This window comes from Legionella stuttgartensis, from assembly GCF_977063405.2.
The window spans coordinates 264,778-289,433 of the sequence record NZ_CDRUHA020000033.1 but is presented as its reverse complement, the minus strand read 5'-3'; the positions used below and the strand labels follow the sequence as shown (position 1 = coordinate 289,433).

Genomic DNA, 24,656 nt, shown 5'->3' with positions numbered 1-24,656 from the left:
ACTTAGAACGCATTGAGGGATCTCAAGTAGATGGCATTCAACAGCCGGAGATTTTTAGTAACTCCTGGAGGACCCTTATGAAAACAATTCTGGACAAATGATAACTCCTATGACAGGATTACTGCACATTAATCACCCTACGTGTCAGATAATACATTTCAAGCGGATATGAAGTGTTCAATGCAATTAAGTCAATTATTCCAGCTATTCCTAATTGAAACTAATAACGTTGCTACGTGTGCAAGCGATGAAGGATTTAATTACATCGATATAAGGAGATACTATGAAATTGAAGTTAAATGGTTTCCCATTTAAATTATTAGTGACACCCGTTGTACTCGGATTATTGAGTGTTCAGACCTATGCTTTACCCAAAGCGTCTGGGATAGTACATCATCCTATCCATTATAAACCAAATACCCCCCATTTTACTCCCACAGGATTAACTCCAAGTCAGGTACGTGTTGCTTATGGATATAATTCAGTGAGCTCACAAGGAAAGGGACAAATTATTGCCATAGTCGATGCTTATGACGACCCCAAAATTGAAGCAGATCTAGGGGTTTTCTCAAAACGTTTTGCCTTACCTGTATGCACAACTGCAAATGGGTGTTTTAAGAAAATCTATGCAAGTGGCAAAAAGCCAAAAACAGATGCTGGATGGGCTGGAGAAATTGCTCTGGATGTCGAGTGGGCACATGCTGTAGCGCCTGCAGCTAAAATAATTTTAGTAGAGGCAGCAGATGATACCGGAGGTAGTTTATTTAAAGCCGTACAGGTCGCAGTTAAAAATGGAGCCACCGTGGTATCCATGAGTTGGGGTGCAGATGAGTTTCGCGAAGAAACTTATTATGATGTGATATTTAATAATCCAAAGGTCACTTTTGTAGCTTCTTCAGGAGATAGCGGGAAAGGAACCCTCTATCCCGCATCATCACCTTATGTTTTGGCAGTTGGCGGAACTACATTACTTGTAGATAACTACGGAAACTATCAAGGTGAGGAGGCATGGTCCGGAAGTGGTGGTGGAGTGAGCATTGTAGAACCTTGGCCTGCGCATCAAAAAAAATTACCTATTCCAAAATCTACTAATAAGCGAGGAGTTCCCGATGTAGCTTATAATGCGGATCCAGAAACAGGGTTTTCAGTGTATAACTCAGTTCCTAGTAGCGATGGTGTAGGTTGGGCCGTAGTCGGTGGTACCAGTGCGGGTGCACCACAATGGGCAGGAATCGTGGCGATTACAAACTCACTGTATTCTAAAGTATACGGTACCCGTTTTATTAGCGTGCTCTACGCTGCAGCAAATCCGGGAAAATATCACTACAATTTTAATGATATTACCATTGGAACTAATGGAAAATGTGGATACTACTGTACCGCCCAAAAAGGTTATGACTACGTGACCGGATTAGGAACCCCAGAGCTAGGTAACTTAATTCATGATTTGGTAAATTATAAATAATCGGATAGGTGTTTTTTGCCGAGTAAACATCTGACTCTTGCTCTTTTCTTAGGATTAAGAGTCAGGAGTAGCGAATGACGGACACAATACGTTAACTTAAATAACGTTGAGGCACTTGTGCAAATATATATAAAAATCAAGAAAATACATCAATGTTTTGTTTGTGTAATCAAAAGCATATATGTATAATCCTCACGCTTTATGAATCCAAATTTGACATATCTTTGAGGCGAAATATGATTTTTATAATTATTGGAGGAGCCTCAGGCTCCGGAAAGACAGGCTTATCTGAGCATGTACTAAAAAAGCTAAAACAAAATGGAGTAAGCGCACAACTACTAAATATGGATGATTATTATCGTGAGTGTCCCAAAGAAGTGGATATCCAAGCATATCGCAGAGACACTAATTTCGATACCCCAGATATGCTCTATTTAGATTTATTACAAGAACATATTCAGTTGCTTCATCATGGCAAGTCAGTGACGAAACCAATTTTTGATTTTAAAACCAATAGTCGTATCGACAAAGAAGAGGTTCATCCATCCGATGTCATTATTTTGGAAGGTATATTTGCTCAGTATTTTTATAAAAAATATTGGCCTTCCAATTTGACCGTTGTTACTGCGAATATTGCTACGGATAGTTATTCAGACATTCTTGAGCGTCGTATTAGTCGTGATATAGCACATCGTGGACGTGTTCGTGAGGACAGCGAGAAACAAGAACGAAAATATGTAGGTCCAGGCTTTCTCAAATACACAGCAAGCAGTGCAATGGGGGCCGATATCTATGTTATCAACGAACATCGTGATGGGTTAGATGGTCAAAACGTAGTTCTAGATGCTGCCGCAGATGAAATTATTATTGCAGTAGAAAAAAAACTGAAAGAACAAAAACAGGATGGAAAAAAGGATATTGATAACAATAATAACGAACCTAAAAGTTCTTCACCAAATGTCCAGGATCTGGTTGCTAAAAGTCACTTGTTAGCGGGAACTCTATTTCAAACTCGTAAATTTGAAGGGCATTTTAGTGGTGTTTTCGGAGATTTTAAAGGAAAGTTCGTTAAAGAATTTACCGAGAAAGAGGAAGAAGAAATCATTGCTCAGTATAAGTTATGAAGATAAATGGAGTTTGAGCTGATCCTTTAATTTTCGAAATAAAAAACAGTCTCTCTTCTTCTCAGTCATTGATGAAAGAGAGACTTTTTTCTTACGGAGAAATAAGATTTTAAGCATTTTAGTGTGCTGCATCCTTGCAGCGGAGTACATCCCATGTACTGGTCCCTGTAGTTCGACTTCCTGTCAGACAATTCCGTGTCGTCCTTTATAGTTAGAGTATAGTCTTTTGGTGGTTGTTGTCATTGCGTGGATAGAGCAACAGAACGTAAGAAATATCTCAAAGAGAAGTACGTGTTGTCTTGGGTTCTTGTTGAGTAATACAATGAATCCCACCACCACCGGCAAATACATCCAGGGCATCAATTTGGGTAATATGATAACCGGGATATAATTGGGTAAATAATTGATAAGCTGCCTTATCTTGTGCTTCATGACCAAAAGCAGGCATGACAATCCCTTTATTCGCCAAATAAAAATTGATATAGGATAAAGTTAATCGTTCGCCATTAAGGTAAGTCGCTGGCGGTTGTTCTACAGTAAAAACTTCTAGCGCTCGACCCTTCGCATCAGTTGTTGATTTAAGAATTTCCATATTTTCGTGTAATGCAGCATAGTTTGGATCTTCTTTATCGTGGGTAATAAGGCATAAAACTTTTCCTGGGGCAATAAAACAGGCAATTTCATCGACATGACCATCCGTTTCATCACCTAATAATCCTTTGTTTAGCCAGATAATTTTTTGATAACCAAGAAAATCATACAGGTAGTTTTCAATCTCTGTTTGGCTGAGTTGAGGATTTCGATTCTCATTGAGTAGGCATTCACGAGTAGTTAAAATCGTTCCTTCGCCATCTACATGGAATGATCCTCCCTCCATCACCAGAGGTGCTGAAAAGGATAAAGCATGTGTTCGTTTAATGATTGCGGCCGCAATTTGGTTATCCAGGGCGCAATCTTGATAGTTACCACCCCACGCATTGTGAATCCAATCGACACCTGCTAATTGATGTTTTTGGTTTAACAAAAAAGTAGGTCCGGTATCCCTTGTCCATGAGTCATTGATGGGGAGAGTAAATAAGCTAATTCCATCACCACATAAGCTTTTGGCCGATTCCTCATCTCCAGGATTAACTAACATTGTCACTGGTTCATATTGAGCGATGGCTTGGGCAACTCGAGCATAAGCGGCACGAGCCTTTTGTAGGCCTATTTTAGACCAGGTTTCAAGGTGACAGGGCCATGCCATCCAGCAGCGCTCATGTGGATGCCACTCAGCGGGCATTAAAAATCCACTTTGTTTTGGTGTCATCTTATTTTCTCCGAATGTTTTCGTCTAAATAGGTTAATTGAGAAAAAATACTTCTTAATTCATTTAAATATAGAAGCGTTGTTTCTTTAGGTAATTCGGCTTGAATTAATTGCTTTTCGTAAGATTGAACAAGTTTCTTCGTATCAAAATGAGCAAGATTCAAAACATTGGTTACGGTATCGCCACTAACCAAATCATTTAGCTCAAACTGTCCATCATCAAAGAGTTTGACATCCAGAGAGTTCGTATCCCCAAATAAATTATGTAAATTACCTAATATTTCCTGGTACGCCCCTACTAAGAAAAAGCCTAGAGAGTAAGGATTGTTACTATCATAGGGAGGCAACATTAATGTTGAGTTCACACAAGAACTGCCAAGATACTCTTTAATGGTGCCATCTGAGTCACAGGTTAAATCTTGTAACACACTGTGCATGGCGGGTGTTTTAGTAAGTTGGGAAATGGGGGCAATTGGAAAAATTTGTCCTATAGCCCAGGCATCAGGAATTGATTGGAAAAACGAGATATTACAAAAAACCTTAACTGCCATGTCTTCATTGATTTTTGCCAATAAAGCTTCTTCAGTAGGATTCTCTACATTGAGACGCGTTTTAAGTTCCAAGCATATATTGGTATAAAATGCCTCAACTTTAGCCTTTTCTTGTAAGCTAATAACCCCATGCTTAAACAAAGAATGGGCTTCATTTAATGAATGCTCTGCGTAGTTATAGATTTCAATGGGTGAGCTTGCGGTAATAGAATGATAGGTATCATAAATATCGCGAATTACATGCGAATCCTCATTGGTAATTTCCGGAAGCGAGGGGGACTTATTAATTATTTCTATATCACTAATATCAGAAATTAAAACAGCATGATGAGCTGTTAGTGCTCTGCCTGATTCGGAAATAATGTTAGGTTCAGGAACATTTGCTTCCTGACATAAATATTGAATGGCGAGGAGAATATGAGTGGCATATTCACGCAAGCTGTAGTTCATGGAGCAACCTTGATTTGAATGTGTGCCCTCATAATCCACACTAAGCCCACCCCCCACATCTATAGTATCTATTGGTGCATTAAGCTGGCGTAACTCAACATAGTAACGAGACACTTCCTGCATGCAGTGACGAATGTCGTGAATATTGGCTATTTGTGAGCCTAAGTGACAATGCATCAATTGCAGGCAATCGAGCATGTCGTGAGCTTTTAAGCAGTTCACTAATTCGAGTACTTGTTTTGCAGTAAGACCAAATTTGGATTTGACACCCCCGGTATGTTCCCACTTCCCTGCACTTTTAGTAATTAAACGGATACGAACGCCGAGCGAGGGCTTTATTTTCAAGCGAGCAGATTCTTTTAAAATAATATCCAACTCAGATATCTTTTCAACAACAATAAAAACCTTATGCCCCATTTGTTGGGCTATTAATGCCGTACGAATATAATAACTGTCCTTATAACCGTTACAAACTATGGTGCTGTTTTGTTGATTGCCCAGCATGCCAATGACCGCCATAAGTTCGGGTTTTGAGCCTGCTTCCAGTCCTATAGAGTGATTTGGTGATTTCAACAATTCGCGAACAACACTTTGCTCTTGGTTTACTTTAATGGGATAAACGAGCTTGTAATGACCAGAATATTCATTTTCTTCTATGGCCTGAGAAAATGCTTCATAAATGCGATGCACCCGGTCATGTAAGATATCAGAACAGCGAATTAGAAGCGGTAGATGCAATCCTGTCCTGCTCGCCGCATTAACAATAGCTTGCAACTCGACACCAGGCTTTCCTGGCGCCTTACTCATTTCAATATTCCCTTTGGCATTAATACTGAAGTATCCCTCACCCCAGTTATTGATATTATATAAATTTTCTTCAGATGGTGCACTGATGTTCATAATGTCGATATTCCAAAGGGATTAACGTGATTTTACCAGATCATGGTAGGTGGTAGGTTCTCGCTGTTGTGCAAAAGGAAATAGTCTTCCCCACAATGTACGTTGACTAAAATCTAATTCTGCAACGAGTACGGCTGGTTTGTCGCGAGAGGCTTGCGCCAATATTTCACCCATGGGAGTACTAATGAAGCTGCTGCCATAAAATTCCAATCCATCTTCACAACCAATTCTATTGGCCGCAATGATAAACGTATTGCTCATGATTCCTTGTGCCACCATTACCTTTTGCCACATAGGTTGCGTATCAACTTCAGGAGCCGTAGGCTCGCCACCTATGGCGGTGGGATAGACCAAGATTTCGGTACCTTTTAAGCCATAAATTCGTGACAACTCTGGAAACCATTGATCATAACAGGTTGGTAATCCCCAGGTATGCCCTGCGATTTGATGAACAGGGTAATTGGAGTCCCCTGGTTTAAAGTAAAAGTTTTCATGATATTTTTCCCCGCTGGGGATATGTTGCTTTCGGGTGACTGCAACAAGTTCTCCCTTATTATTGTAGGCCACAGCGGTGTTATAACCTGCTTTTTCAAATAGAGAAGCGGTGATACATAGATTATAAGTCTTTGCCATTTTACTGACGAATTGGGCGGTAGGGCCGGTATGAATATCTTCCATAAAAGGAGTAGGATCTACATCTGAGCGCGTACAGAAATAAGGACTTAGGGTTAGTTCTTGCAAACAAACGACAGCAGCTCCCTGTTGGGCTGCAGCATGGACTCCGGAAGCCAGTTTATCTTGATGTTCTTTAGGGTTTTCGTACCATTTTTCTTGTACTAATGCGACAGTCAGTTTTTCTTGCGTCATTAACTTACCTCTCTTGAAATTAAGGATCAAAAAAAAGTGCCCTTACTTTGTAAGGGCGGATGTATTTAAAACCAAGCGTTCGTAGGAGAACTATCCTGTGAGTCTTCATATTCTTCATCTTTGTCAAAAGAGCGCTCCTTTTCATCAGTATTACTACTTGATTCAAGTTCTTCCTTAGTTTGTTTTTTTCTGCTCAGTGGCGGAATTAGCGTGCTCTTAAATAAGAAACCATTTGGATTAATAGCTTGAGATTCATTTTTCTTTTGCTCAATGCTTTCTTTTGTTTTCATGGAATCCGCAATGAGTTTAAACGGATTGGTCTCGTCAAATACTTCAGTGTGCAACAATTCTAAGTGACGTTTAATTGATGCTTGCGCCTGATCTTCTAGAGCACCTAATTTTTCTCCAATCGTTGCTTCATGACCCTTCAATAAAGTGCTACACATATTTACGAACATTTTGCAGGTCTCTTTATTGAAATCGCGACTTGTAAAAAATTTCTCTGGATTTTCTTTTAATAACAAGCGCTCAATATTTCGACGCAGCATGAATGCAGTTTGGGTTTTTTCTGCAAGACTATGCTCGGGGAACGCGGTGCTTATGTTATGAGCGATAGAGCTGCGTTCGTTTTCAGGTGTGCATAAGGCTAGTCGTTCTGCAATCGCTGACTCATTACCCTCTAATACCTGCTCGGCGAGGGAGCTGAAACGATGGAAAGGTGCGGAATCAAATTCTCTTATTGAAAATAAGGTCTGAGGTGTCTTATTGAGAGGATCAAGTAACGAGGAGATTCGCCGCCGTACTTGATATGCTTCGGAAAGGATCGAGTGAAATGAGCCTTCGCTTTTAACGAAGCCACTTAATGATCTAATATGAAGACCATATTGCTTGAATTCTGACTCAGGACATTCCGCAATGAGTTTAGTAGCAAGAGAAATTTGTTCTTTAGTACTTAAGGCGTTGAGTTCCTTAGCATTCTTTGCCAATGCGTCGCCATTGCTGAGGTGCTCATAGGGATTTTTTAGCGTAGTTAAATCGATACGGGTAAATGCCATTTAATCCTCCTTAATGAAGATGAGAAAGTGTAATGAACTATATACAAAGGAGTTTACTCCAGCAAAATGATAAGTTATCTCCTTTGTTCTCTTCCGGCGTAAGTTACCGAAATTCCGTTTTTAGTAGAATTTAGAGTTAAATTTGCAAACTATAGTAACGGATTAAAATCGAACTGTCATGAAATTAATCTAAAGTTTTAGCAAAAAATGTCGAATAAGTGATCAGATGCATGTTTTGCCTTTTAAAAATACAATAACAACAAGGAGTGGGCAATGTCTAAAACTCATTTACTACAAGACCCCTTTTTAAATGAATTACGCAAAGAAAAGGTGCCTGTATCTATTTTTTTGGTCAACGGAATTAAACTACACGGTATCGTGGACTCTTTTGATCAATATGTAGTCATGCTGAAAAATTCGATCACTCAAATGGTTTATAAGCATGCAATTTCTACAGTCGTTCCTTCCCGCGCAATAAAAATGCCAGCGGAAGATGAAAACTCTGGAAACGAAGGGCCGGAAGAAGGCTAGGAAATTGAGTGCCAAACTTCATTATCCCTATTGATACCTGCATTGTCATTCCCGCGAAGGCGGGAGTGACGGTTTTTAATTCAATGACAGTCGTTGTACATTTCTATTTTGATGCACACTTAATGAATTGTTAATGAAATATATTCTATAATTAGCTATAAAACGATCACATTTGACTACTATTAACCAGGAATCCGTATATGTCTATGTCTAAGTCTGAACCTAAGTTTTATTATCTTGAAGGTTCATTTGCTAAACTTTTTAGTGATTGTGGCTTAAAGTCAATGGTAAACATAAGAAAGGATATAGGTACTGGTGAAATTCAAAAAGATATATATGGACGAGTCCCAACGTTTCATACACCCGGGTTAAAGAAAAAACTTGAGCAATATTTTTTACCTGATCCCCCCCTTCATTTGATGTCTGGGTTGCCTTCCGATGTGACAGAATATAAAGAGAGCTATATATATTGCAATACTGAGGACAGTAAAAATCTTTATTATATAAATTCAGATGGGATTGCTGAAAATGTAGTTATTATTGATTTCAATCAATTTGATAAGGCGATCGGGGAATACAATAAAACCAAAGAAGAGACTAAAACCCTATTATTGCTTACTAATGACCAACTTAAGAGATTGATAACATTAAACGGAGGTTTTTCTCATTTAACTCAACCTGAGTCTGCAGATGCGAAGCAAATTAGCGACTATTATATGCAGGGGGATATGGAAGGCTCCGGTTTAAAGTTTATATTGGGGCCAATTCCTTTCTATGATGAGAATGATCCAGAGGATTATGTCGAGACAGCTTTTAGAAATGCAGATGATGCACGAGGTGCTTATCTTGACTCTCAAGGAGTACCAGCAGGTATTTCCTTTTATTATCGAAAAGATAAACCTGAGCAATGGCTAATTATCGTAACCAGAAATGTTCATCTACCAAAAGATCAACACCAGGTTCACATCTTGTCTTCAGTGGACCCGAGGGCTTTTATGGTAGATGGTTTGGAAAAAGTTGAAACAGTTGACTACCAATCATTCCCAAATGCAGTGAATACAATGAAAGTTCTCGCTGATTCACCCGTAGGAGAAATAATTAGTAGCATTTTGAATGCTGATGGCACAATTAAGAAAAATGCTGAGTTACTTCATGAATTATTTACTGGACGCATAGTTCGAGATGAACCATTCGATGACGATGCAGAATGGATGAAGCTTCTGCAAGATAGAGCTGAAGATATAATTAAAAATCCTTTTATAATCGAATTGTTTTACTCAATAGAGCACAAAAAATTGAGTAAAGATGTAATTAAAGCTTGCTTGGATGAAAATAGCGAATTATCAAAAAAACTAGCAATCATCTTAGGTAATGAATCATTGAAGACACGCCCGAAAATTAAAAAAGAGCTACTTATATTAACGCATAATTTATATCAATTAGGTTGCCTAGATAAATTCGAGAAGTTTGTAGGTGCTCCTGAAAAAAATGAAGACTACTTTAGATTTTTTAATAAACTGGCAGGTAATGAGCAAAACCATAAAATATTGAAGCAAATTTTACAAGATGGAAAGTTAGATCGTTTACGCTCAATCCATGATTTAATTCAAAAAAGTAAGAACTCTGCTGGGCTGATGAGGTTGCTCGAAAATTCGGAGCATCTAGCACAGCTCATCGACCAATTGATGGGGCTGAGTCAATTTATTTCTAAAGTACAAGCAGCCAATAAACCTAAAAATGAGATGGTTTTGACATTAACTACTCAATTTTTATTAACGTATCCAGATAGAGAAATAAATAGAGAGGTAATAGGTCGTCCATTTTCATTTTTAAAGGATGTTATTCCAAACATCGAAGATCTAGGTTTGGATCCAAGCCGCGTGTTTCAATTATGCAAGCTCAAAAAGCTAATTGGTTTTTTAAATAAAACCCCCGGAATTGAAAAGATTAAACCAGAATTATTGCTTGGCTTTTTATCTGAAAATATAGACAATGAGAAAGTATTAAAGTCAGCTCAAGAAGCTCTGGCGAGATTAGTCGAGCTAAAGATATCAAATTCCGAATTATATGAATTGGCTCTAAGCTCTCAAAAGTTTAGAGAGATAATTACTTCCGTAGACGTTTCTGCTGTTCAAAAAACTTTAGCAAAACTAGTTGAGCTAGAGATATCGGATTCTAAATCATATGAGGAGTTAGTTCTAAAATCCGAAGAGTTTAGAAAGATAGTTGCTGCTTTAGATGTAAAAGATGTAAAAGATGTAAAAGAAGTTAAAAAGGATGCCAGAGACAAATGTGAATTGGCAAAAAATTTGTTTGAATTAGGGCATTTGTCAGCATTTTCCCAAATATCTACCAATTTAGAATGGGTACGTTCATTTAATAAACTTGTAAAAAATAATGTATTAAAAGGTATTTTGGCTCAAAAACTAGACGCTGATAATGTTGCCGAAGCCTGTAAACCGATATTAGATAACTCCTTATTGAAGACATTAGTCGCTGCAAATATCGGAGTTACTGAGGAGCAGGTAACTAAAATCCTAATTCCAAAAAATGAACTGGCCAAGAAACTGCATACGATTACTAAAAAAACTAAAGATGAACTGGCCAAGAAACCGCAGCCGGTTACTAAAGAAATTGAAGGGGAACTGGCCAAGAGAGAAAAAGCTTTATATCAATTGGCTATAGATCTAGATAAATTAGGGGTTCTGGGATCTTTTGATGAATTTAAAGATAGTGATAGTAATAGCTTTCTGAATTTGATTCATACATTTGGTGCTGAGAACGAAAAATTATTAAAAGAGATGTTAGCTGTACCTGAATTAGCTCCAGGACTGGGCATATTAAGACTCATTGCTTATAGCGGTAAGCCTGCTGAATATTTTCAGAACCTTGTAAAGGATTCAAGCCCGAATGTGATGAAGCTGTTAAATTGGCTGGATAGAAAAAGTCCCTCTCCAGCAATCACCTCTATGGCCATTGAAGTTTTATTTAAACAACCTAAAATTGAACTTCAAGAATTCAGTTTAATAATTAAGTTTCTGCAGGATACTCCTAAATCTAATTCCAGTAGAGACAATATGGTAGATTTTTTATCTAAAAATTATCAAAATAAGGAATTACTTTCTAAAGTTAAAGCAGCTTATAAAACACTTGATGCACTTGATGCAGGAGCAGATGCATATAGACTAGCTATTGAAGAGAAAAGTTTTCTATCTATTGTCAATGACCTCCCTCTAATGAGGGTAAATAAAGATCAAGTATGTGGTCTAAAAAGAGTAGATAAAACTCCTGCGCCTGATGAGCTTCGAGCATATAAGAGTTCTAGTTATATAATCACTAAGGATAATCAGTTTTTATACTATAACAAAACTGAAGACCAACTTCTGAATATACAACTTGAAGAATCACAACTAAAGAATTTAAATGAACAATTCCCTAGCTCGATTGATACACTAACAGATAAAAATCTTAAACATATTAATGAAATTACATCTAAAAAACAACGTAAAAACCTGATTGAGTTAGCAGAAAAACTAAGCAAGTATAGGCTATTAGATAAATACCGGCACTTTGGTTTTGATGCTCAATTAGCGTCCTCATTCGTTAAATTTATTGAGCGTCCCTCGATTAATGAGTTGCTGCGAGATGAACTCAGCTCTGAAGATTTTTCAATCGATAGGGTAAGAAAGATATTGGGGAACAAGCGTTTAATCACTTTACGCGATGCAAATATAGACCTCTCTAAATCTCAACTCAGCCGATTATTAGACCCAACTAGTGAGAAGTCCAGAGCTATGGAAATATTAATGTCGTTGACATTAAACGATGAGCAAAGGTTGGCCTATCAATGGGCGCTTGTGGATACTCCTACCGCAAAAAATTTCAGAAAAGTTTTGTTTGAGATTGATGGAAATAAAGAACTAGAATTGGAAACTAAATCCAAAATGATTGAAGCCCTTTGTTCGCTTCAGTTAGGCCCAACCCACCAAGTGACTGGCAAATCTCTTCTTAAAGGCAGAGATGTCTTTAGTATGTTTTTAAATGGACTCGACGAGCGCGATCTTCATTTGCTGCCTCAATTGCCAGCTGATCTTACAAAATATAAAGGGAGCTATATTTATTGTAATAAAGACGATGTTGAAAATAGAAAATTGTATTATATTAAAACGAGATGTGACCTTCATTTTCTGCCTGAATTACCAGCTGATCTGACAAAGTATAAAGGGAGCTATGTTTATTGTGGTGATGGAGAAGATAAAAATTTACATTATATTAAGCCAGATGGGGCTTCTGAAAAGGTAAATATTACTAATTTTAAATTATTTGATGAAAATCTTAAAAGTATTAAAAAACAGGGCGTTAACACATTGCACCTTACTTCGGAACAAGTTAATTCGTGCATCACAGCAAACGGAGGGCATAACCTCGGGATAGTTGAAGAAGTAAAAATGAATGATTTCACCTTATTAGATCGCCGTAGCAAACAAAAAGGTAACCCATTGCATCTTACTGGTGTTCAAATTATGGCATGCATTACAAACAAGGGAGGTCATACCCCTGCAGTGGGCGATACATTAATAACATCAAAAGGAAGTTGCACCACAAAAGGCGAGAAATTTAGGAATGCCATTTTTAAAATTGAAGAAACTTGCAAGCAAATAGGAAGTCGATTGAGCACCGAGGCACCAGATGGTAAAGCTAAGTCATTTAAAGGGGCCGAGAAAGAATATCGAAAAGGTTTATATGCGGCAGTCTTTGATAGTCAGGACAAACCGATGTCCAAAAAAGATTTCGAGGCGAGAATAGATAATGCTTCTCAAAAGATGTTGTCTGTGGTTGATGTAAAACAAAGATCTTGGATAATCGCAATTATAGAAACTTTGGCCGAGGCTTTAAATATTGCTACTATTACAGGGTTAAGTCGCCTTAGTAAAGGAAAAACCTTTTTCTCTCGGACTAACTCAGGTCAAGAAGTGCGTAATTTAAACGAATCGCTTGTAGAGTCTCATACGGATCCGAAGGAAATGATGGCTAAGTATAAGAGAGAGGTAGGAGAGGCTAAAGAGCCTGAGACAGTTCAGCAGCCTATAATCCCTATTAAGTAAACCTTTAAGACACCACTTCGTTATGATATCTACTCATCGATGATAAAGTAGATATCATTCTAAATGCAGTTATCTGACTAATCTTTGAAAAATTTGATAAAAAATTTTTTACCCACATAACGTTCTTTATTATTTCTTTTTTGTACAGTTCTTGATATTTTTATTTGCTGTATAGAGAAATAACAAAGAGCTATTTTATTTTTTTCTCGCAGTTATATCAGTGCTAGCCGGTCGTTTATAAACGAAGATTATAGTAAACTTATTTTCCTTATAGAGATTAGAAATAATTACATCGTTCATATCTTCTAGTCATAGTAATAAAAAATATATTTTTCGGAGAACAGCTTAGTGTTTGAACGTCCTCAAGGTGGTGAGCGAGCGGTATTGGTGCAACTAGCACTGCCGGGAGTTGATGCAGATAAGGCATTGCAGGAATTTGAAGAATTAGCTCTTTCGGCCAAAGCTGAACTATTGGATTGTGTTTTAGGTACGCGTGCAACCCCTGATGCCAAGTATTATATTGGTAAAGGTAAAGCAGAAGAGATTGCACAGCTGGTTAAAGCGCTCGATGCCGAATTGGTTCTAGTCAACCATGAATTATCCCCATCACAAGAACGAAACCTGGAGCGTTTATTTGAATGTCGAGTGGTCGATAGAAGTGGTTTGATTCTTGATATTTTTGCCCAGCGTGCACGCACGTTTGAAGGGAAACTGCAAGTTGAGTTGGCGCAATTACAACATTTATCAACGCGCCTTATTCGGGGTTGGACTCACTTGGAGCGGCAAAAAGGGGGTATTGGATTAAGAGGCCCTGGTGAAACCCAATTAGAAACCGACCGTCGTTTATTGCGAGAACGCATTAAATACATTAACAAACGTTTGGAAAAGGTACGGAGTAGTCGCGATCAAAACCGCCAAGCCAGACGTAAGGCTTCTTTACAGACCGTGTCCTTAGTAGGTTATACCAATGCTGGGAAATCTACTTTATTCAATACATTGACCGGAGAAAGCATCTACGTGGCCGATCAATTGTTCGCCACATTAGATCCCACCATGCGCCAGCTGAATTTGCCGGGTTCTTCCTCGGTGATTTTAACCGATACCGTGGGATTCATTCGGGATTTACCGCATCAACTAGTAGAGGCTTTTCGCGCGACTTTAGAAGAGACACAACAGGCGGATTTATTGCTACACGTAATCGATATTTCTGATCCCCATTGGCGAGACAATGTGTTTTCAGTCCAACAAGTTTTAGATGAGTTGGGAGTACATGATATCCCTATCATTCTCGTATTCAATAAAATTGATTTACAAGAAGGATGGACGCCTAAAATTGATTACCAGGAAGGGAAATGTAAAGTATGGATTTCTGCCGCCGCAAATTTGGGATTGGATTTGCTCAAAGAGGCCATAAGTACTCAATTGCATGGGGCGGTACTTATTGAAAATGTAGTACTCAAAGCAACCCAGGCAAGATTACGGTCGCAACTGTATGAATTGGGTGCTGTATTAAGTGAGTCCCATAATGAAGATGGTGATTGGTTATTGAAAATCCGCCTTACCCAAGCGCAAAAACAACGGTTGTTTGCAGTGGACAGTCCACCCTCATTGTAACCGCTTTTAGCTTAGATTTGCTTTGCTGCATCCGGACTACGATGTAACTATTTTACTATCGATTAAATTGTTGGGTCAAAATGCCCCAACATTACAGTTACGAGGATTATGCTTTTTGTAGGGCAGTATCTAGAGTTTTAATGTCTTGGCCACCATAAAGTGTATTAACGAGCTCTCCTTGTGGATTGATAATGAAGGTCACAGGTACGCCAATAATATCACCTAATCCTAATGCAAGAGCTGGATCCGTAGCTAATGACGGATATAAGATATTGAATTTGCGAATCAGTCTCTTTTGCTTGTGTATTGGCAACCCGTCATAATTTACGGCGAACAATACGATCGGGTCATTTTCGTGTTTTCGATAAAATTGATTCAGTTCAGGAATTTCATCAATACAGGTTTTACACCAGCCCGCCCAGTAATTAATAAGCACCCATTTTCCTTTCAGAGATGCAAAAGAAATTGTATTACCTTGAGTATCTTTTAGTAGAACATCCGCCTGACTCATGGCTGCTGTGCTCAACAACATTAATGCTGCAAATAAGGTTTTTATTTTTGAGTTCATAGTTTATCTCATGCACTGTTCAGAAGCTGCTTTATTTTATTGTAAGTGTGAGCCGGAAAAAATATTTTTTTGTACTATACCAAAAAATGCTCCTAAAATCGCATCCTTCTATGAGTTTTGTTTGCATAGTAGACCCGTGATCAATGATTTAGGTATGATGATTGGATTTTGAAAATAACCGAGATCTCCAATGGCTAAACTCTATTTTTATTTTGCAGCAATGAATGCTGGAAAAAGTACAGTGCTCTTGCAATCAAGTTATAACTATCGTGAACGCGGTATGAATACCTTATTATTTACGCCAGCCATAGATAATCGTTATCAACATGGTATGGTCTATTCTCGCATTGGCTTATCCGAACAGGCTTTGATTTTCCATCCAGAAGATGATCTGTATCAGCAGGTCATAGCGCAAGAAAAAAAATACGCGTGTATTTTGGTTGACGAAGCTCAATTTTTAACACGAGCACAAGTGCATCAATTAACGGAAATCACAGATCAATTAAATATTCCTGTGCTTGCCTATGGATTGCGTACGGATTTTCGTGGCGAATTATTTGAAGGGAGCCAATATCTTTTAGCGTGGGCGGATGAGTTGGTTGAACTTAAAACCATTTGTCACTGCGGACGTAAAGCGACCATGATTTTACGATTAAATGCTCAAGGTGAGGTAATTACTGAAGGTGAGCAAGTTGTTATTGGTGGTAATGATATGTATTCCTCTACTTGTCGAAAGCATTTTAAACAACGAGAACCAGGAATCATTCGAGTGATGACAGAAGAAGTGACAGAATATTGATGAAATGTTCTTAGCCCCTTTGGAGGCTAAGAACGAATTTCCTATGACTTAAAGTTTATGTTGTGCATCCTCGGCAATGGTGGAGACTAGTTCTTTAGCAGGATTGTCTTCGATCAACTGTCGTGCATATTCAACGAGCTCTTCAGAGGCAATAGGAATTTCTTTGGGAACATCCTGCAAAATCATAGTCATCCCAGAGGTTGTATATTTTTCTAGAACTTCTTGATACTTAGGTGAGCCCATCATGCGCACTGCGTCAGCCATGGTTAAAATTCTAAAGCCTTCTTTAGTCATGCCTAGTTCTTGTGCTCTTCTATTCATTTTGTCAAAGTACTTATGAAACAGAGAACCTTCTGCAGAGGTAGTTGAGGCAATCTCTATAGACATTATTCTTTTACGGAAGAATGGGTTCATGATGGTTGTAGTATCTACGGTTTCTGCTTTTGTAAAACCGCTTAAAATACGCCCAGCGCCTTGTACAAGTACTAAACTATGTAGATCCAGATCAAATTTCGGGCGCCAATCATCCTCTTTTGTGGCGCCCAAAACGGCGGTGGTTTCATTATTTCCCTGAGCAAGATCAAAGATATTCTCACCTCTGGTGTATTCTCCAGGAGTCTGTTGGGCGTTGAGAATACTTTGATAATATTGGAACTGTTCTACATCGATATGTCGGGCTGTTTGTGGACGAATATACACTGCAGGTAAGCACATCGATGCAATGGCTCCTTTCGCAGAAATGAGCTGAAACCCTATCATGTATTCTTTAACAGTGTATGGATCCGGTGAGGTTGAAAGCAACACACAACTCTTAGGGTTGTGGATAAATTCAGCAATGTTTAAAGAAAAAGGTCTGTTAGTGTATTTTCCAGCCCCAAATCTTCCATCGGTCGCAATATTTTCTACCTCACCAAAGCCTGCCATGCCCCGGTGAACTATATCTAATCCTCTAGGCAAACTGCTTAGCATTTGATGGTAATCTACTTTTGCTTGTTTAATAGGTACATGATGATGCGCACTTTCCTTGGGTATATCTCGACTAAAAATCCTTCCTATGCTGCCAGATTTTGTCAAATGGTTTAAAACAACACGACGGCATGGACTAACAGGTGCAACTCGAGCGACTCTGCCTAACATAACGTGGCCCTCCGGGGTATTTTGGCTAAATATAAATTTAGCTGTCTATTTTATAAGCATAGCATAGGGTGGGTTTTGTTCAAAAATGAGGCGATAATGGGGTGGGATGCCGCTATGGAAAGTTAGTGATCTTGTTCGAAAGACGCTTTATTGAAATAGGGATATTAGAAATATAGGTGGCAGACTTGCGTGAAAAAAGCATAGTGATTAAATGACTATCTATATTAAATGAAGTAAAACTCGCTTAGCTCCTAATCTATTGGATGCTAAGTAAGGCTTTTGTCATGGCTTAAAATTTATGATCCATTTTTTCGGCGGTTAGGATCTCTGACTCTTCTTTTTCGGGATTTTCCTCGATCATTAGCCGCGCATATTCGACGAGTTCTTCCGAACCAACAGGAATTTCTTGGGGAACCTCCTGCATTACCATGGTCTTGCCTGAGGTTGTATATTTTCCCAGAATTTCTTGATATTGAGGTGAACTCATCATACACGATGCGTCCGCAAGAGTTAAAACTCTAAAACCAGTTTTGGTTATCCCTAGTTCTTGTGCTCGTTTATTCATTCTATCAAATTGTTTTGGAAACGCGTCTCCTTCGGCGGTGGTAGTTGATGCAATTTCTATGGACATTATTCTTTTACGAAAGTAGGGGTTTTTAATTGTTGTTGTCTCTACAAAGTCTGCTTTTGTAAAACCACCCCAGATGCGTCCTGCGCCCTCTACAAGTACTAAACTATGGAGATCGGTAATAAGTTTAGGGCGCCAGTCATCTTTTTTGGTTGCACCCAAAACTACGGTTGTTTCATTATTCCCTTGAGCAAGATCAAGAATATTTTCGGACCGTATACGATTACCAAACTCTACTGCCCCATCAAGAATCTTTTGATAATATTCAAATGACTCAACATCAATATGTCTTACTGTTTGCGGACGAACATAGACTGCAGGTAAACACATTGATGCAATAGCTCCCTTTGCAGTAATGAGCTGAAATCCTATCATGTATTCTTTGACGGTGAGTGGATCCGGTGAGGTCGAAAGCAACAAACAGCTCTTGGGATCATGTATAAATTGAGCAATATCTAAGGAAACGGGTCTTTTAGTATATTTCCCTGCGCCAAATTTCCCTTCTAATGCAATACTTTGTACTTCTTCATGACCTGCCATGCCACGATGAACGAAATCCGCTTCTTTGGGTAAATTATCAAGCATCTTCTGATAATCTACTTTGGCTTTTGTAGTAGATATGTGATGCCTTTCATGACCGTGCTTTTCAAGATGTTCAAGTTCTTGATAGCGAAGAGTATGGCTAAAAATAGTTCCTAACTTATGAGTGAAATAAGAGGGTTTTATCTGGTTTAAAAGCACAAAACTTAATGGATTTACGCTTAACTGACGTGCTTTGCTCCACATAATTTCGACCTCCGCATGTTAATTGGTCAAGAATCATTATTTTTAATTTTAATGTCCTTTTATTAAGCATAGCACAGAGGGGGGGATGTTCAAAAAGCAAGCAATAAATGGGGGCGCAGCATACTTGGGGTAAAAAAATAAAGCCTTTCTTAGCCACCTAATTTACTGGAGGCTAAGAAAAGAATTGTTATCTGAAGACTTAAATTTATAAATGCATTGATGGATTGGCTGCTCTATATTCTTCTTTTAAAGAATATTCATTAATTAAGGAAATTGCATACTGAACGACTTCCTCTGAGCCAACAGGAATATTCTTTGGAACACCATTCAATATTAGTGTTTCTCCAATGGCCTTATATTTTTCAATAAGCTCTTGATATTCCTTGGAGTTCATTAGGACTTGAGCGTCATCTATTGTTAAAACTCTTTGGTCGCGTGCAATTAATCCTAATTCTTGGGCCCTCCTAGTCATTGTTTTAAGGGAATCGTTAAATAGTGCACCTTTACCAGAATAAGTTGAGAAAATTTCAATTGCCATCACCCTTTTACAAAAATTTGGATTTATGATGGTTGTAGTTTCTAATGTATTAGCATTTGTAAAGCCACTCAAAATACGTCCAGCACCTTTCACAAGGATTATACTGTGGAGATCTCTATTAAATTGTGGACGCCAATCATCTTCTTTTGATGCACCCAAGACCACGGTTGTTTCATTATTTCCCTCAGCAAGATCAAAAATATTTTCAGCGCTTGCACGGAGTCCTGCTTCCAAATCATCATCGAGTTTGTTTTGATAAATTCGAAAAGTTTCAACATCGATGTGTCGTGCTGTTTGTGGACGAATATATACTCCGGGTAAACACATTGATGTAATGGCTCCTGTTGCAGTGAGGAGCTGAAACCCCACCATATATTTACTAACGGTGTAAGGGTCTGGTGAGGTAGAAAGTAATAAGCAACTCTCGGGTTTATGTACAAATTCTGCAATATCTAAAGAATCTGGTCTTTTAGTATATTTCCCAGCCCCAAATTTATCATGGGTCACAATACTTTTTACTTCATCGTAACCAGCCATCCCGCGATGAACAAAATCCTTTTCTTTTGGCAACCGGTCAAGCATTTGATGAAGATCTTCCTTTGCCTTTTTGGTAGGTATCTGTTGATGTTTCTCTAACTCTCGACCGGGAGGCATGCTACTAAAAATTAAACCCAATTTACCAGGGTTTATCTGGCTTAAAACTGTAAAACTTAAAGGAGTGAATGTTGTAAGCTCCTTTGCTTTATTCCACATGATTAGGTCTCCTGATTTTCAAGTTGGTGAAACAACTTTGTCTGGTTTGCCTATTTGTTAAGCATAGCACAGAGGGTTTTTTGTACAAAATGGCTTAATCCTGTTGTCTCATGGTGCCGAAGAGGAGTCCTAGAGGGCTCTTTTGGGAGCAGAAAACTAATCATTAAGATCGAATCATGGATTTTGAACTATGCTATATTAGCGGAAGGAAATTAAAGTTGTTTGTTAGCAAACATGGAGTGTATTCATGAGCGAAATTAAAGTAGAGCGATTAATCAAAGGTATCCTGGTACGAGAAGGGGCTGGTGTGAAATTACATCGCTATATTGGTATCGAGAGAAGCAATGATTTTGAGCCTCTTCTTTTACTTGATTATTTCAAAAGCGCTGATCCCTTGGATTATATGGCGGGTTTCCCCTCTCACCCACATCGGGGTTTTGAGACCATCACTTATTTACTCGATGGCAGTATTACTCATGAAGATAATAAAGGGCATAAAGGAGTTATCGCGGCGGGTGATGTGCAATGGATGACTGCCGGGAAAGGAATAATTCACTCAGAAATGCCTTCAGCAAATGGCCAATTACATGGCTTGCAGTTATGGTTAAATTTGCCTGCGGCAGAGAAAATGCGGGCTCCTTTCTATCAAGAAATGCAAAGCGCTCAGCTACCAGTCGAAACAAATGACTCTGGTGCACGACTTAAAGTTATTGCAGGTAAGACTGATAATGGAACCAATTCGCCAATTACAGGTATTGCGACCCAACCTTTATTATTTGATATTATTTTGCCTCCGGGGGCGAGTATGCAGCAACATATCCCCAACGATTACCAGGCCATCCTGCTGGTAATTTCGGGTACGGTTCGCATCGGTGAGCAATTAGTACAGCACGATACTTTGGCAAAACTTGGCGCCGGAGATAATTTACTTTTGAAAAGTGAGACCGCAAGTCAATGTATTCTGATTGCAGCGGCGAGACTCCATGAACCTATTACGCGACATGGGCCATTTGTAATGAATACTCAGGAAGAAATAATACAAGCTTTGGACGATTTTCGCAGTGGTCGATTCTAAGCAAGCCCTCACCCCCAGCCCCTCTCCCGCTTGCGGGAGAAGGGTTAGGGAATAAGGGTTATTTAAGCCACGCAACCAACAACGATTCCATTGTTCTTCTAGCCGCTCTTAATGCATCGGAGTCAAGCGCAGATGGGCTATGCAAGTCATCGCAATGGGCGGCTCCTGGGATCAATTGGTACGTCAATCTAGGATTAATTGCATTTCCATTTTTTTCAGCCAAAGAAAGAGTAGACCAGGGATCGTTTTCTCCATTCGTAAAATAAATATTCGAGCTTAGGATATCCATTAAAGGAACGTATAAAGTGTTATTGAGTTCTATGGTGTTGGCGGGTTGAGATAAACCAAACAAGCGTTGGCATACATGATGATGGTAATCCATATTAATTAATGACGATCGCGTAGAAAGAGTCGCGTCAGGATGGGCATTTTGCCAATAACCGTATTCTTTGCATGATTGATAGTACCACTGACGCATGCCCAAGCCATCTTTATAATCACTTGGATTTTCGCTCATGGCGCCCTGCGCAGTCATCTCTACCGCGCTGACATGCATGTCTTGGTATAATTTTTTAGCGAACTCTGCATAGCCTTGAAGTGGGGTTGGACTTGCAGATAAGCTGGTACAAAACGCATCGCGCATTCCGTATTGTACAGCTGCAGCACCGGTATCAGCAATCAAGTACAAAAAATCAACAGGATCATCAACCGCAGATGCATCAAACAAAGCTTTCATTTGGCTCCACTTCGTTGCATCACTTAAACTGGCCTCCACGGTACTGACTGCCTCTCTCATTTGATTGGCGCATTGTGGTCCCGCCACTTGAGTTACATGGGCATCGTATTCAATAAAGTCTTCTTTAGCCATGACTGGTGCGGATGAAGCTAAGGCGCCGACAACTAAATATGGGAATTTTAACCGATAATAAGCGGATAATGAGCCCGGATAAGAACCACCAAAAGCGACCCATTTCCCAGTCCAGTTTTTTTCGTTACTTATATGGCGTTGAAAATAAGCCAAATCATCCAAAGCTGCTTCTGTAGTTAAGAAACGTAGATTTTGGGTGGATAATGAATTGAAGGGCAAACTCTCACCATAGTATCGATGTTCTAGCGCAATGAGTTTGGCATGAAACTTTTGTGCGTAATTTCTGATTGCACCATTTAGTGCGCGTTTAGTACAAGCCGCCTCACCGCAAATATAAAAAAATACGGGAGAATCATCAGTTGGACCGTAGGTTTCATCAATATAGTAGCGTTGAGAAAAGGTTCCTATAGAAGGTTCATTATGATCGATTAGCTGTTTGAAATAGCTGAGGTGAATGGTTTTTTCAGCAACTAAAGGAATTTTTTCTGTTTGTTTATTTTGTAAGTAGCGCTCTACCACTCCTGCTTGAGCTGTAGAAAAAGTAGTGCAGAGAGTAAGGAAAAGTACGGTACATTTTTTAGTAAACATCATATGCATTATCCTTAATGTGATATAAAGCTTTTTCGTATTTATGGCTTTTTAACCGCCTATAATACTAATGCCCCACCTTATACAGAGCCTCTATTTTTTGCAAGAGTAATAGAGAGGTTTTTGTGCTTTGAAAAAAGAGTTATTTTGTCTGAGTAGGTTGCATGTTAAATAATATTTGCACAATTCACTTGGATATTGTCTATTTTCATGCCATGATGGTGTCAGTGTGACTTTTTTGAGTGATTTTTATGTTAAAAAAAATTCTGAGCGTTACTCTTGCTTTTATCACTTATGATGCCTTTGCTGCCACTGAGGTGGATTTATATAAGGCTCCATTAAGTAGTTTGAATCAATTTTCAGTGAAACAACCCTCAAATAAAAGTGCACGCACCGCAGCACCAACTGCAGAAAAAAATACCTTGCAACAAGTAAGTCAAACACAAGAGCACTCAAAAACGATCATGCGGTATCAACAAATATATCGAGGGATCCCAGTTGTTGGTGCACAAGTTATGATTACTAAAGAAGATGCACAAGTAAATGGTCATTTACTTAACGACATTCAGCTCAATACCCAACCTGCTCTGACCTCGAAACAGGCCATTGATTTGGCCAAAAAATCTTGGTTCAGCTTTAATTCTCAAGCACCCATTCATGAAGAGTTGAGTGAGTTACAAATTAGGGCAAGCCAAGATAATGAATTGAAACTGGTTTATCAGGTTTCGTTTAAAACCACCCAAACGGATAACAAACCCGCGTGGCCCTTTTTCATTATCGATGCACAAAATGGTGAGATAACCAAACAGTGGAATAACATAAAAAATTATATGGACACTGGCCCTGGTGGCAATGAAAAAGTTCATGAGTATTGGTATGGACGAGATGGATTGCCGTTCTTGGAAGTAACCCAAAATGGCAGCCAATGTGTGATGAATACTGCAAAGGTAAAATTAGTTAATTTGGCATCTGCTTGGGATTGGAATGATCTTTTGATTACTCCATTCCAATATCCTTGTAGCAAAAATACAGAAGAAAATATCAATGGTGCATTTTCGCCAACCAACGATGCGTATTATTTCGGCCAGACTATAGTAGATATGTATAAAGAATGGTATGGACTCAATGCGCTGCAACAAACGAATGGAGCACCCATGCAGCTTGTTATGCGCGTCCATTTTGGTCAGCATTATGACAATGCGTTTTGGGATGGTCAATTTATGTCTTTTGGCGATGGTGAAGACTTTTACCCCTTAGTCTCTCTCGATGTCGCAGGTCATGAGGTAACGCATGGTTTTACGGAGCAACATTCAGGTCTTGAATATCATGATCAATCCGGAGCTCTTAATGAATCTTTGTCTGATATGGCGGGACAAGCATCGCGTGCTTATCTTTTGGAAAAGTTCCCTCAACTTTATAATAAACTGTATCTGGAACCCAATACTGTAACTTGGGGTATTGGCGAGACGATTATTCGTGATTCATTTGGTAAAGCGTTGCGCTTCATGGATTTTCCTTCTTCGGATGGTAGTTCTGCAGATTGTTTGGATAAAAATTTAGCTCAAAGTCACGGCGCCTATTGCGCAATCAGTTATCCTGAATTAGTGGCTTATGCAAAGTCAAATATATCTAATCCGCAAGAAAGACAAAGCTTTATTGTGCATACAGCAAGTGGCGTGTTCAATAAAGCATTTTATTTATTAGCTAAGAATATAGGTATTAAAAAGGCCTACCAGGCGATGATAGTTGCCAACAGCAAATACTGGACTCCCACGACGAATTTTACTCAAGGCGCTTGCGGGGTGTTGTATGCAGCTAAAGATTTGCAGATTGATTCGCAAATGGTCAAATCGGTGTTTGGCCAAGTAGGGGTGAGTACCACCAGTTGTAAGGTCAATTAAATCAGTATCTTTTCCTGCCCAGGACACGAATTTACTTGTTTTGGG

The 24,656-nt window shown here is 38.9% G+C and carries 17 protein-coding genes; 8 read left to right on the top strand and 9 right to left on the bottom strand.

What is annotated here, in order from left to right:
• Window positions 1–283: 283 nt before the first annotated feature.
• Window positions 284–1,465, top strand: a complete 1,182-nt coding sequence (locus ACWTEW_RS09950) for a S53 family peptidase (protein ID WP_454781526.1) — start codon at window positions 284–286, stop codon at window positions 1,463–1,465.
• 236 nt (window positions 1,466–1,701) lie between these two features.
• Entirely contained in the window at window positions 1,702–2,589 is an 888-nt protein-coding gene (locus ACWTEW_RS09945) for a uridine kinase family protein (protein WP_454781525.1), read from the top strand.
• Window positions 2,590–2,866: 277 nt separating this feature from the next.
• Here the strand turns inward: ACWTEW_RS09945 and ACWTEW_RS09940 are convergent, their stop codons facing one another.
• The 4 genes from ACWTEW_RS09940 to ACWTEW_RS09925 form a co-directional block, all read right to left on the bottom strand.
• Window positions 2,867–3,898 (bottom strand): agmatine deiminase family protein, encoded by a 1,032-nt coding sequence (locus ACWTEW_RS09940; protein ID WP_454781524.1) that lies wholly within the window; start codon window positions 3,896–3,898, stop codon window positions 2,867–2,869.
• Window position 3,899: 1 nt separating this feature from the next.
• Complete coding sequence (gene speA / locus ACWTEW_RS09935; RefSeq protein ID WP_454781523.1) at window positions 3,900–5,798, bottom strand: biosynthetic arginine decarboxylase; 1,899 nt, start codon at window positions 5,796–5,798, stop codon at window positions 3,900–3,902.
• 21 nt (window positions 5,799–5,819) lie between these two features.
• Window positions 5,820–6,665, bottom strand: a complete 846-nt coding sequence (locus ACWTEW_RS09930; RefSeq protein WP_454781522.1) for a nitrilase-related carbon-nitrogen hydrolase — start codon at window positions 6,663–6,665, stop codon at window positions 5,820–5,822.
• Window positions 6,666–6,730: 65 nt separating this feature from the next.
• A complete protein-coding gene (locus tag ACWTEW_RS09925) occupies window positions 6,731–7,720 on the bottom strand; it encodes a lpg0008 family Dot/Icm T4SS effector (protein WP_454781521.1) in 990 nt (329 codons plus the stop codon).
• Between the two features lie 273 nt (window positions 7,721–7,993).
• On the opposite strand from ACWTEW_RS09925, the gene hfq reads away from it, so the two are divergent.
• From hfq to hflX, 3 genes are all read left to right on the top strand, one after another.
• Window positions 7,994–8,251 (top strand): RNA chaperone Hfq, encoded by a 258-nt coding sequence (gene hfq, locus ACWTEW_RS09920; RefSeq protein WP_454781520.1) that lies wholly within the window; start codon window positions 7,994–7,996, stop codon window positions 8,249–8,251.
• 440 nt (window positions 8,252–8,691) lie between these two features.
• Window positions 8,692–13,356, top strand: a complete 4,665-nt coding sequence (locus ACWTEW_RS09915; protein WP_454781519.1) for a hypothetical protein — start codon at window positions 8,692–8,694, stop codon at window positions 13,354–13,356.
• A 348-nt stretch (window positions 13,357–13,704) separates the two neighbouring features.
• On the top strand, window positions 13,705–14,970 hold the full coding sequence (gene hflX / locus ACWTEW_RS09910) for a ribosome rescue GTPase HflX (RefSeq protein ID WP_454781518.1): 1,266 nt from the start codon (window positions 13,705–13,707) through the stop codon (window positions 14,968–14,970).
• A 106-nt stretch (window positions 14,971–15,076) separates the two neighbouring features.
• Here the strand turns inward: hflX and ACWTEW_RS09905 are convergent, their stop codons facing one another.
• Window positions 15,077–15,538, bottom strand: coding sequence for a TlpA disulfide reductase family protein (locus ACWTEW_RS09905; protein WP_454781517.1), 462 nt, complete (start codon window positions 15,536–15,538; stop codon window positions 15,077–15,079).
• Between the two features lie 190 nt (window positions 15,539–15,728).
• Here ACWTEW_RS09905 and ACWTEW_RS09900 point away from each other — a divergent pair, with 190 nt between their 5' ends.
• A complete protein-coding gene (locus ACWTEW_RS09900; protein WP_454781516.1) occupies window positions 15,729–16,337 on the top strand; it encodes a thymidine kinase in 609 nt (202 codons plus the stop codon).
• Between the two features lie 48 nt (window positions 16,338–16,385).
• Here ACWTEW_RS09900 and ACWTEW_RS09895 read toward each other — a convergent pair whose 3' ends face one another.
• The 3 genes from ACWTEW_RS09895 to ACWTEW_RS09885 form a co-directional block, all read right to left on the bottom strand.
• A complete protein-coding gene (locus ACWTEW_RS09895) occupies window positions 16,386–17,474 on the bottom strand; it encodes a hypothetical protein (RefSeq protein WP_454781515.1) in 1,089 nt (362 codons plus the stop codon).
• A gap of 289 nt (window positions 17,475–17,763) precedes the next feature.
• On the bottom strand, window positions 17,764–18,888 hold the full coding sequence (locus tag ACWTEW_RS09890) for a hypothetical protein (RefSeq protein WP_454781514.1): 1,125 nt from the start codon (window positions 18,886–18,888) through the stop codon (window positions 17,764–17,766).
• Window positions 18,889–19,093: 205 nt separating this feature from the next.
• Window positions 19,094–20,179, bottom strand: a complete 1,086-nt coding sequence (locus ACWTEW_RS09885; RefSeq protein ID WP_454781513.1) for a hypothetical protein — start codon at window positions 20,177–20,179, stop codon at window positions 19,094–19,096.
• 247 nt (window positions 20,180–20,426) lie between these two features.
• Here ACWTEW_RS09885 and ACWTEW_RS09880 point away from each other — a divergent pair, with 247 nt between their 5' ends.
• Complete coding sequence (locus ACWTEW_RS09880) at window positions 20,427–21,254, top strand: pirin family protein (RefSeq protein ID WP_454781512.1); 828 nt, start codon at window positions 20,427–20,429, stop codon at window positions 21,252–21,254.
• A 58-nt stretch (window positions 21,255–21,312) separates the two neighbouring features.
• On the opposite strand, the gene ACWTEW_RS09875 is transcribed toward ACWTEW_RS09880, so the two are convergent.
• Window positions 21,313–22,713: a S28 family serine protease gene (locus ACWTEW_RS09875; protein ID WP_454781511.1), complete on the bottom strand. Its 1,401-nt coding sequence runs from the start codon at window positions 22,711–22,713 to the stop codon at window positions 21,313–21,315.
• Window positions 22,714–22,961: 248 nt separating this feature from the next.
• Here ACWTEW_RS09875 and ACWTEW_RS09870 point away from each other — a divergent pair, with 248 nt between their 5' ends.
• Window positions 22,962–24,611: a M4 family metallopeptidase gene (locus ACWTEW_RS09870; RefSeq protein ID WP_454781510.1), complete on the top strand. Its 1,650-nt coding sequence runs from the start codon at window positions 22,962–22,964 to the stop codon at window positions 24,609–24,611.
• Window positions 24,612–24,656 lie beyond the last annotated feature (45 nt).

Coding starts and splice junctions, on each gene's coding strand:
- ACWTEW_RS09950 (WP_454781526.1), top strand. CDS start 284: ATGAAATTGAAGTTAAATGGTTTCCCATTTAAATTATTAGTGACACCC.
- ACWTEW_RS09945 (WP_454781525.1), top strand. CDS start 1,702: ATGATTTTTATAATTATTGGAGGAGCCTCAGGCTCCGGAAAGACAGGC.
- ACWTEW_RS09940 (WP_454781524.1), bottom strand. CDS start 3,898: ATGACACCAAAACAAAGTGGATTTTTAATGCCCGCTGAGTGGCATCCA.
- speA (WP_454781523.1), bottom strand. CDS start 5,798: ATGAACATCAGTGCACCATCTGAAGAAAATTTATATAATATCAATAAC.
- ACWTEW_RS09930 (WP_454781522.1), bottom strand. CDS start 6,665: ATGACGCAAGAAAAACTGACTGTCGCATTAGTACAAGAAAAATGGTAC.
- ACWTEW_RS09925 (WP_454781521.1), bottom strand. CDS start 7,720: ATGGCATTTACCCGTATCGATTTAACTACGCTAAAAAATCCCTATGAG.
- hfq (WP_454781520.1), top strand. CDS start 7,994: ATGTCTAAAACTCATTTACTACAAGACCCCTTTTTAAATGAATTACGC.
- ACWTEW_RS09905 (WP_454781517.1), bottom strand. CDS start 15,538: ATGAACTCAAAAATAAAAACCTTATTTGCAGCATTAATGTTGTTGAGC.
- ACWTEW_RS09900 (WP_454781516.1), top strand. CDS start 15,729: ATGGCTAAACTCTATTTTTATTTTGCAGCAATGAATGCTGGAAAAAGT.
- ACWTEW_RS09895 (WP_454781515.1), bottom strand. CDS start 17,474: ATGTTAGGCAGAGTCGCTCGAGTTGCACCTGTTAGTCCATGCCGTCGT.
- ACWTEW_RS09890 (WP_454781514.1), bottom strand. CDS start 18,888: ATGTGGAGCAAAGCACGTCAGTTAAGCGTAAATCCATTAAGTTTTGTG.
- ACWTEW_RS09885 (WP_454781513.1), bottom strand. CDS start 20,179: ATGTGGAATAAAGCAAAGGAGCTTACAACATTCACTCCTTTAAGTTTT.
- ACWTEW_RS09880 (WP_454781512.1), top strand. CDS start 20,427: ATGAGCGAAATTAAAGTAGAGCGATTAATCAAAGGTATCCTGGTACGA.
- ACWTEW_RS09875 (WP_454781511.1), bottom strand. CDS start 22,713: ATGATGTTTACTAAAAAATGTACCGTACTTTTCCTTACTCTCTGCACT.
- ACWTEW_RS09870 (WP_454781510.1), top strand. CDS start 22,962: ATGTTAAAAAAAATTCTGAGCGTTACTCTTGCTTTTATCACTTATGAT.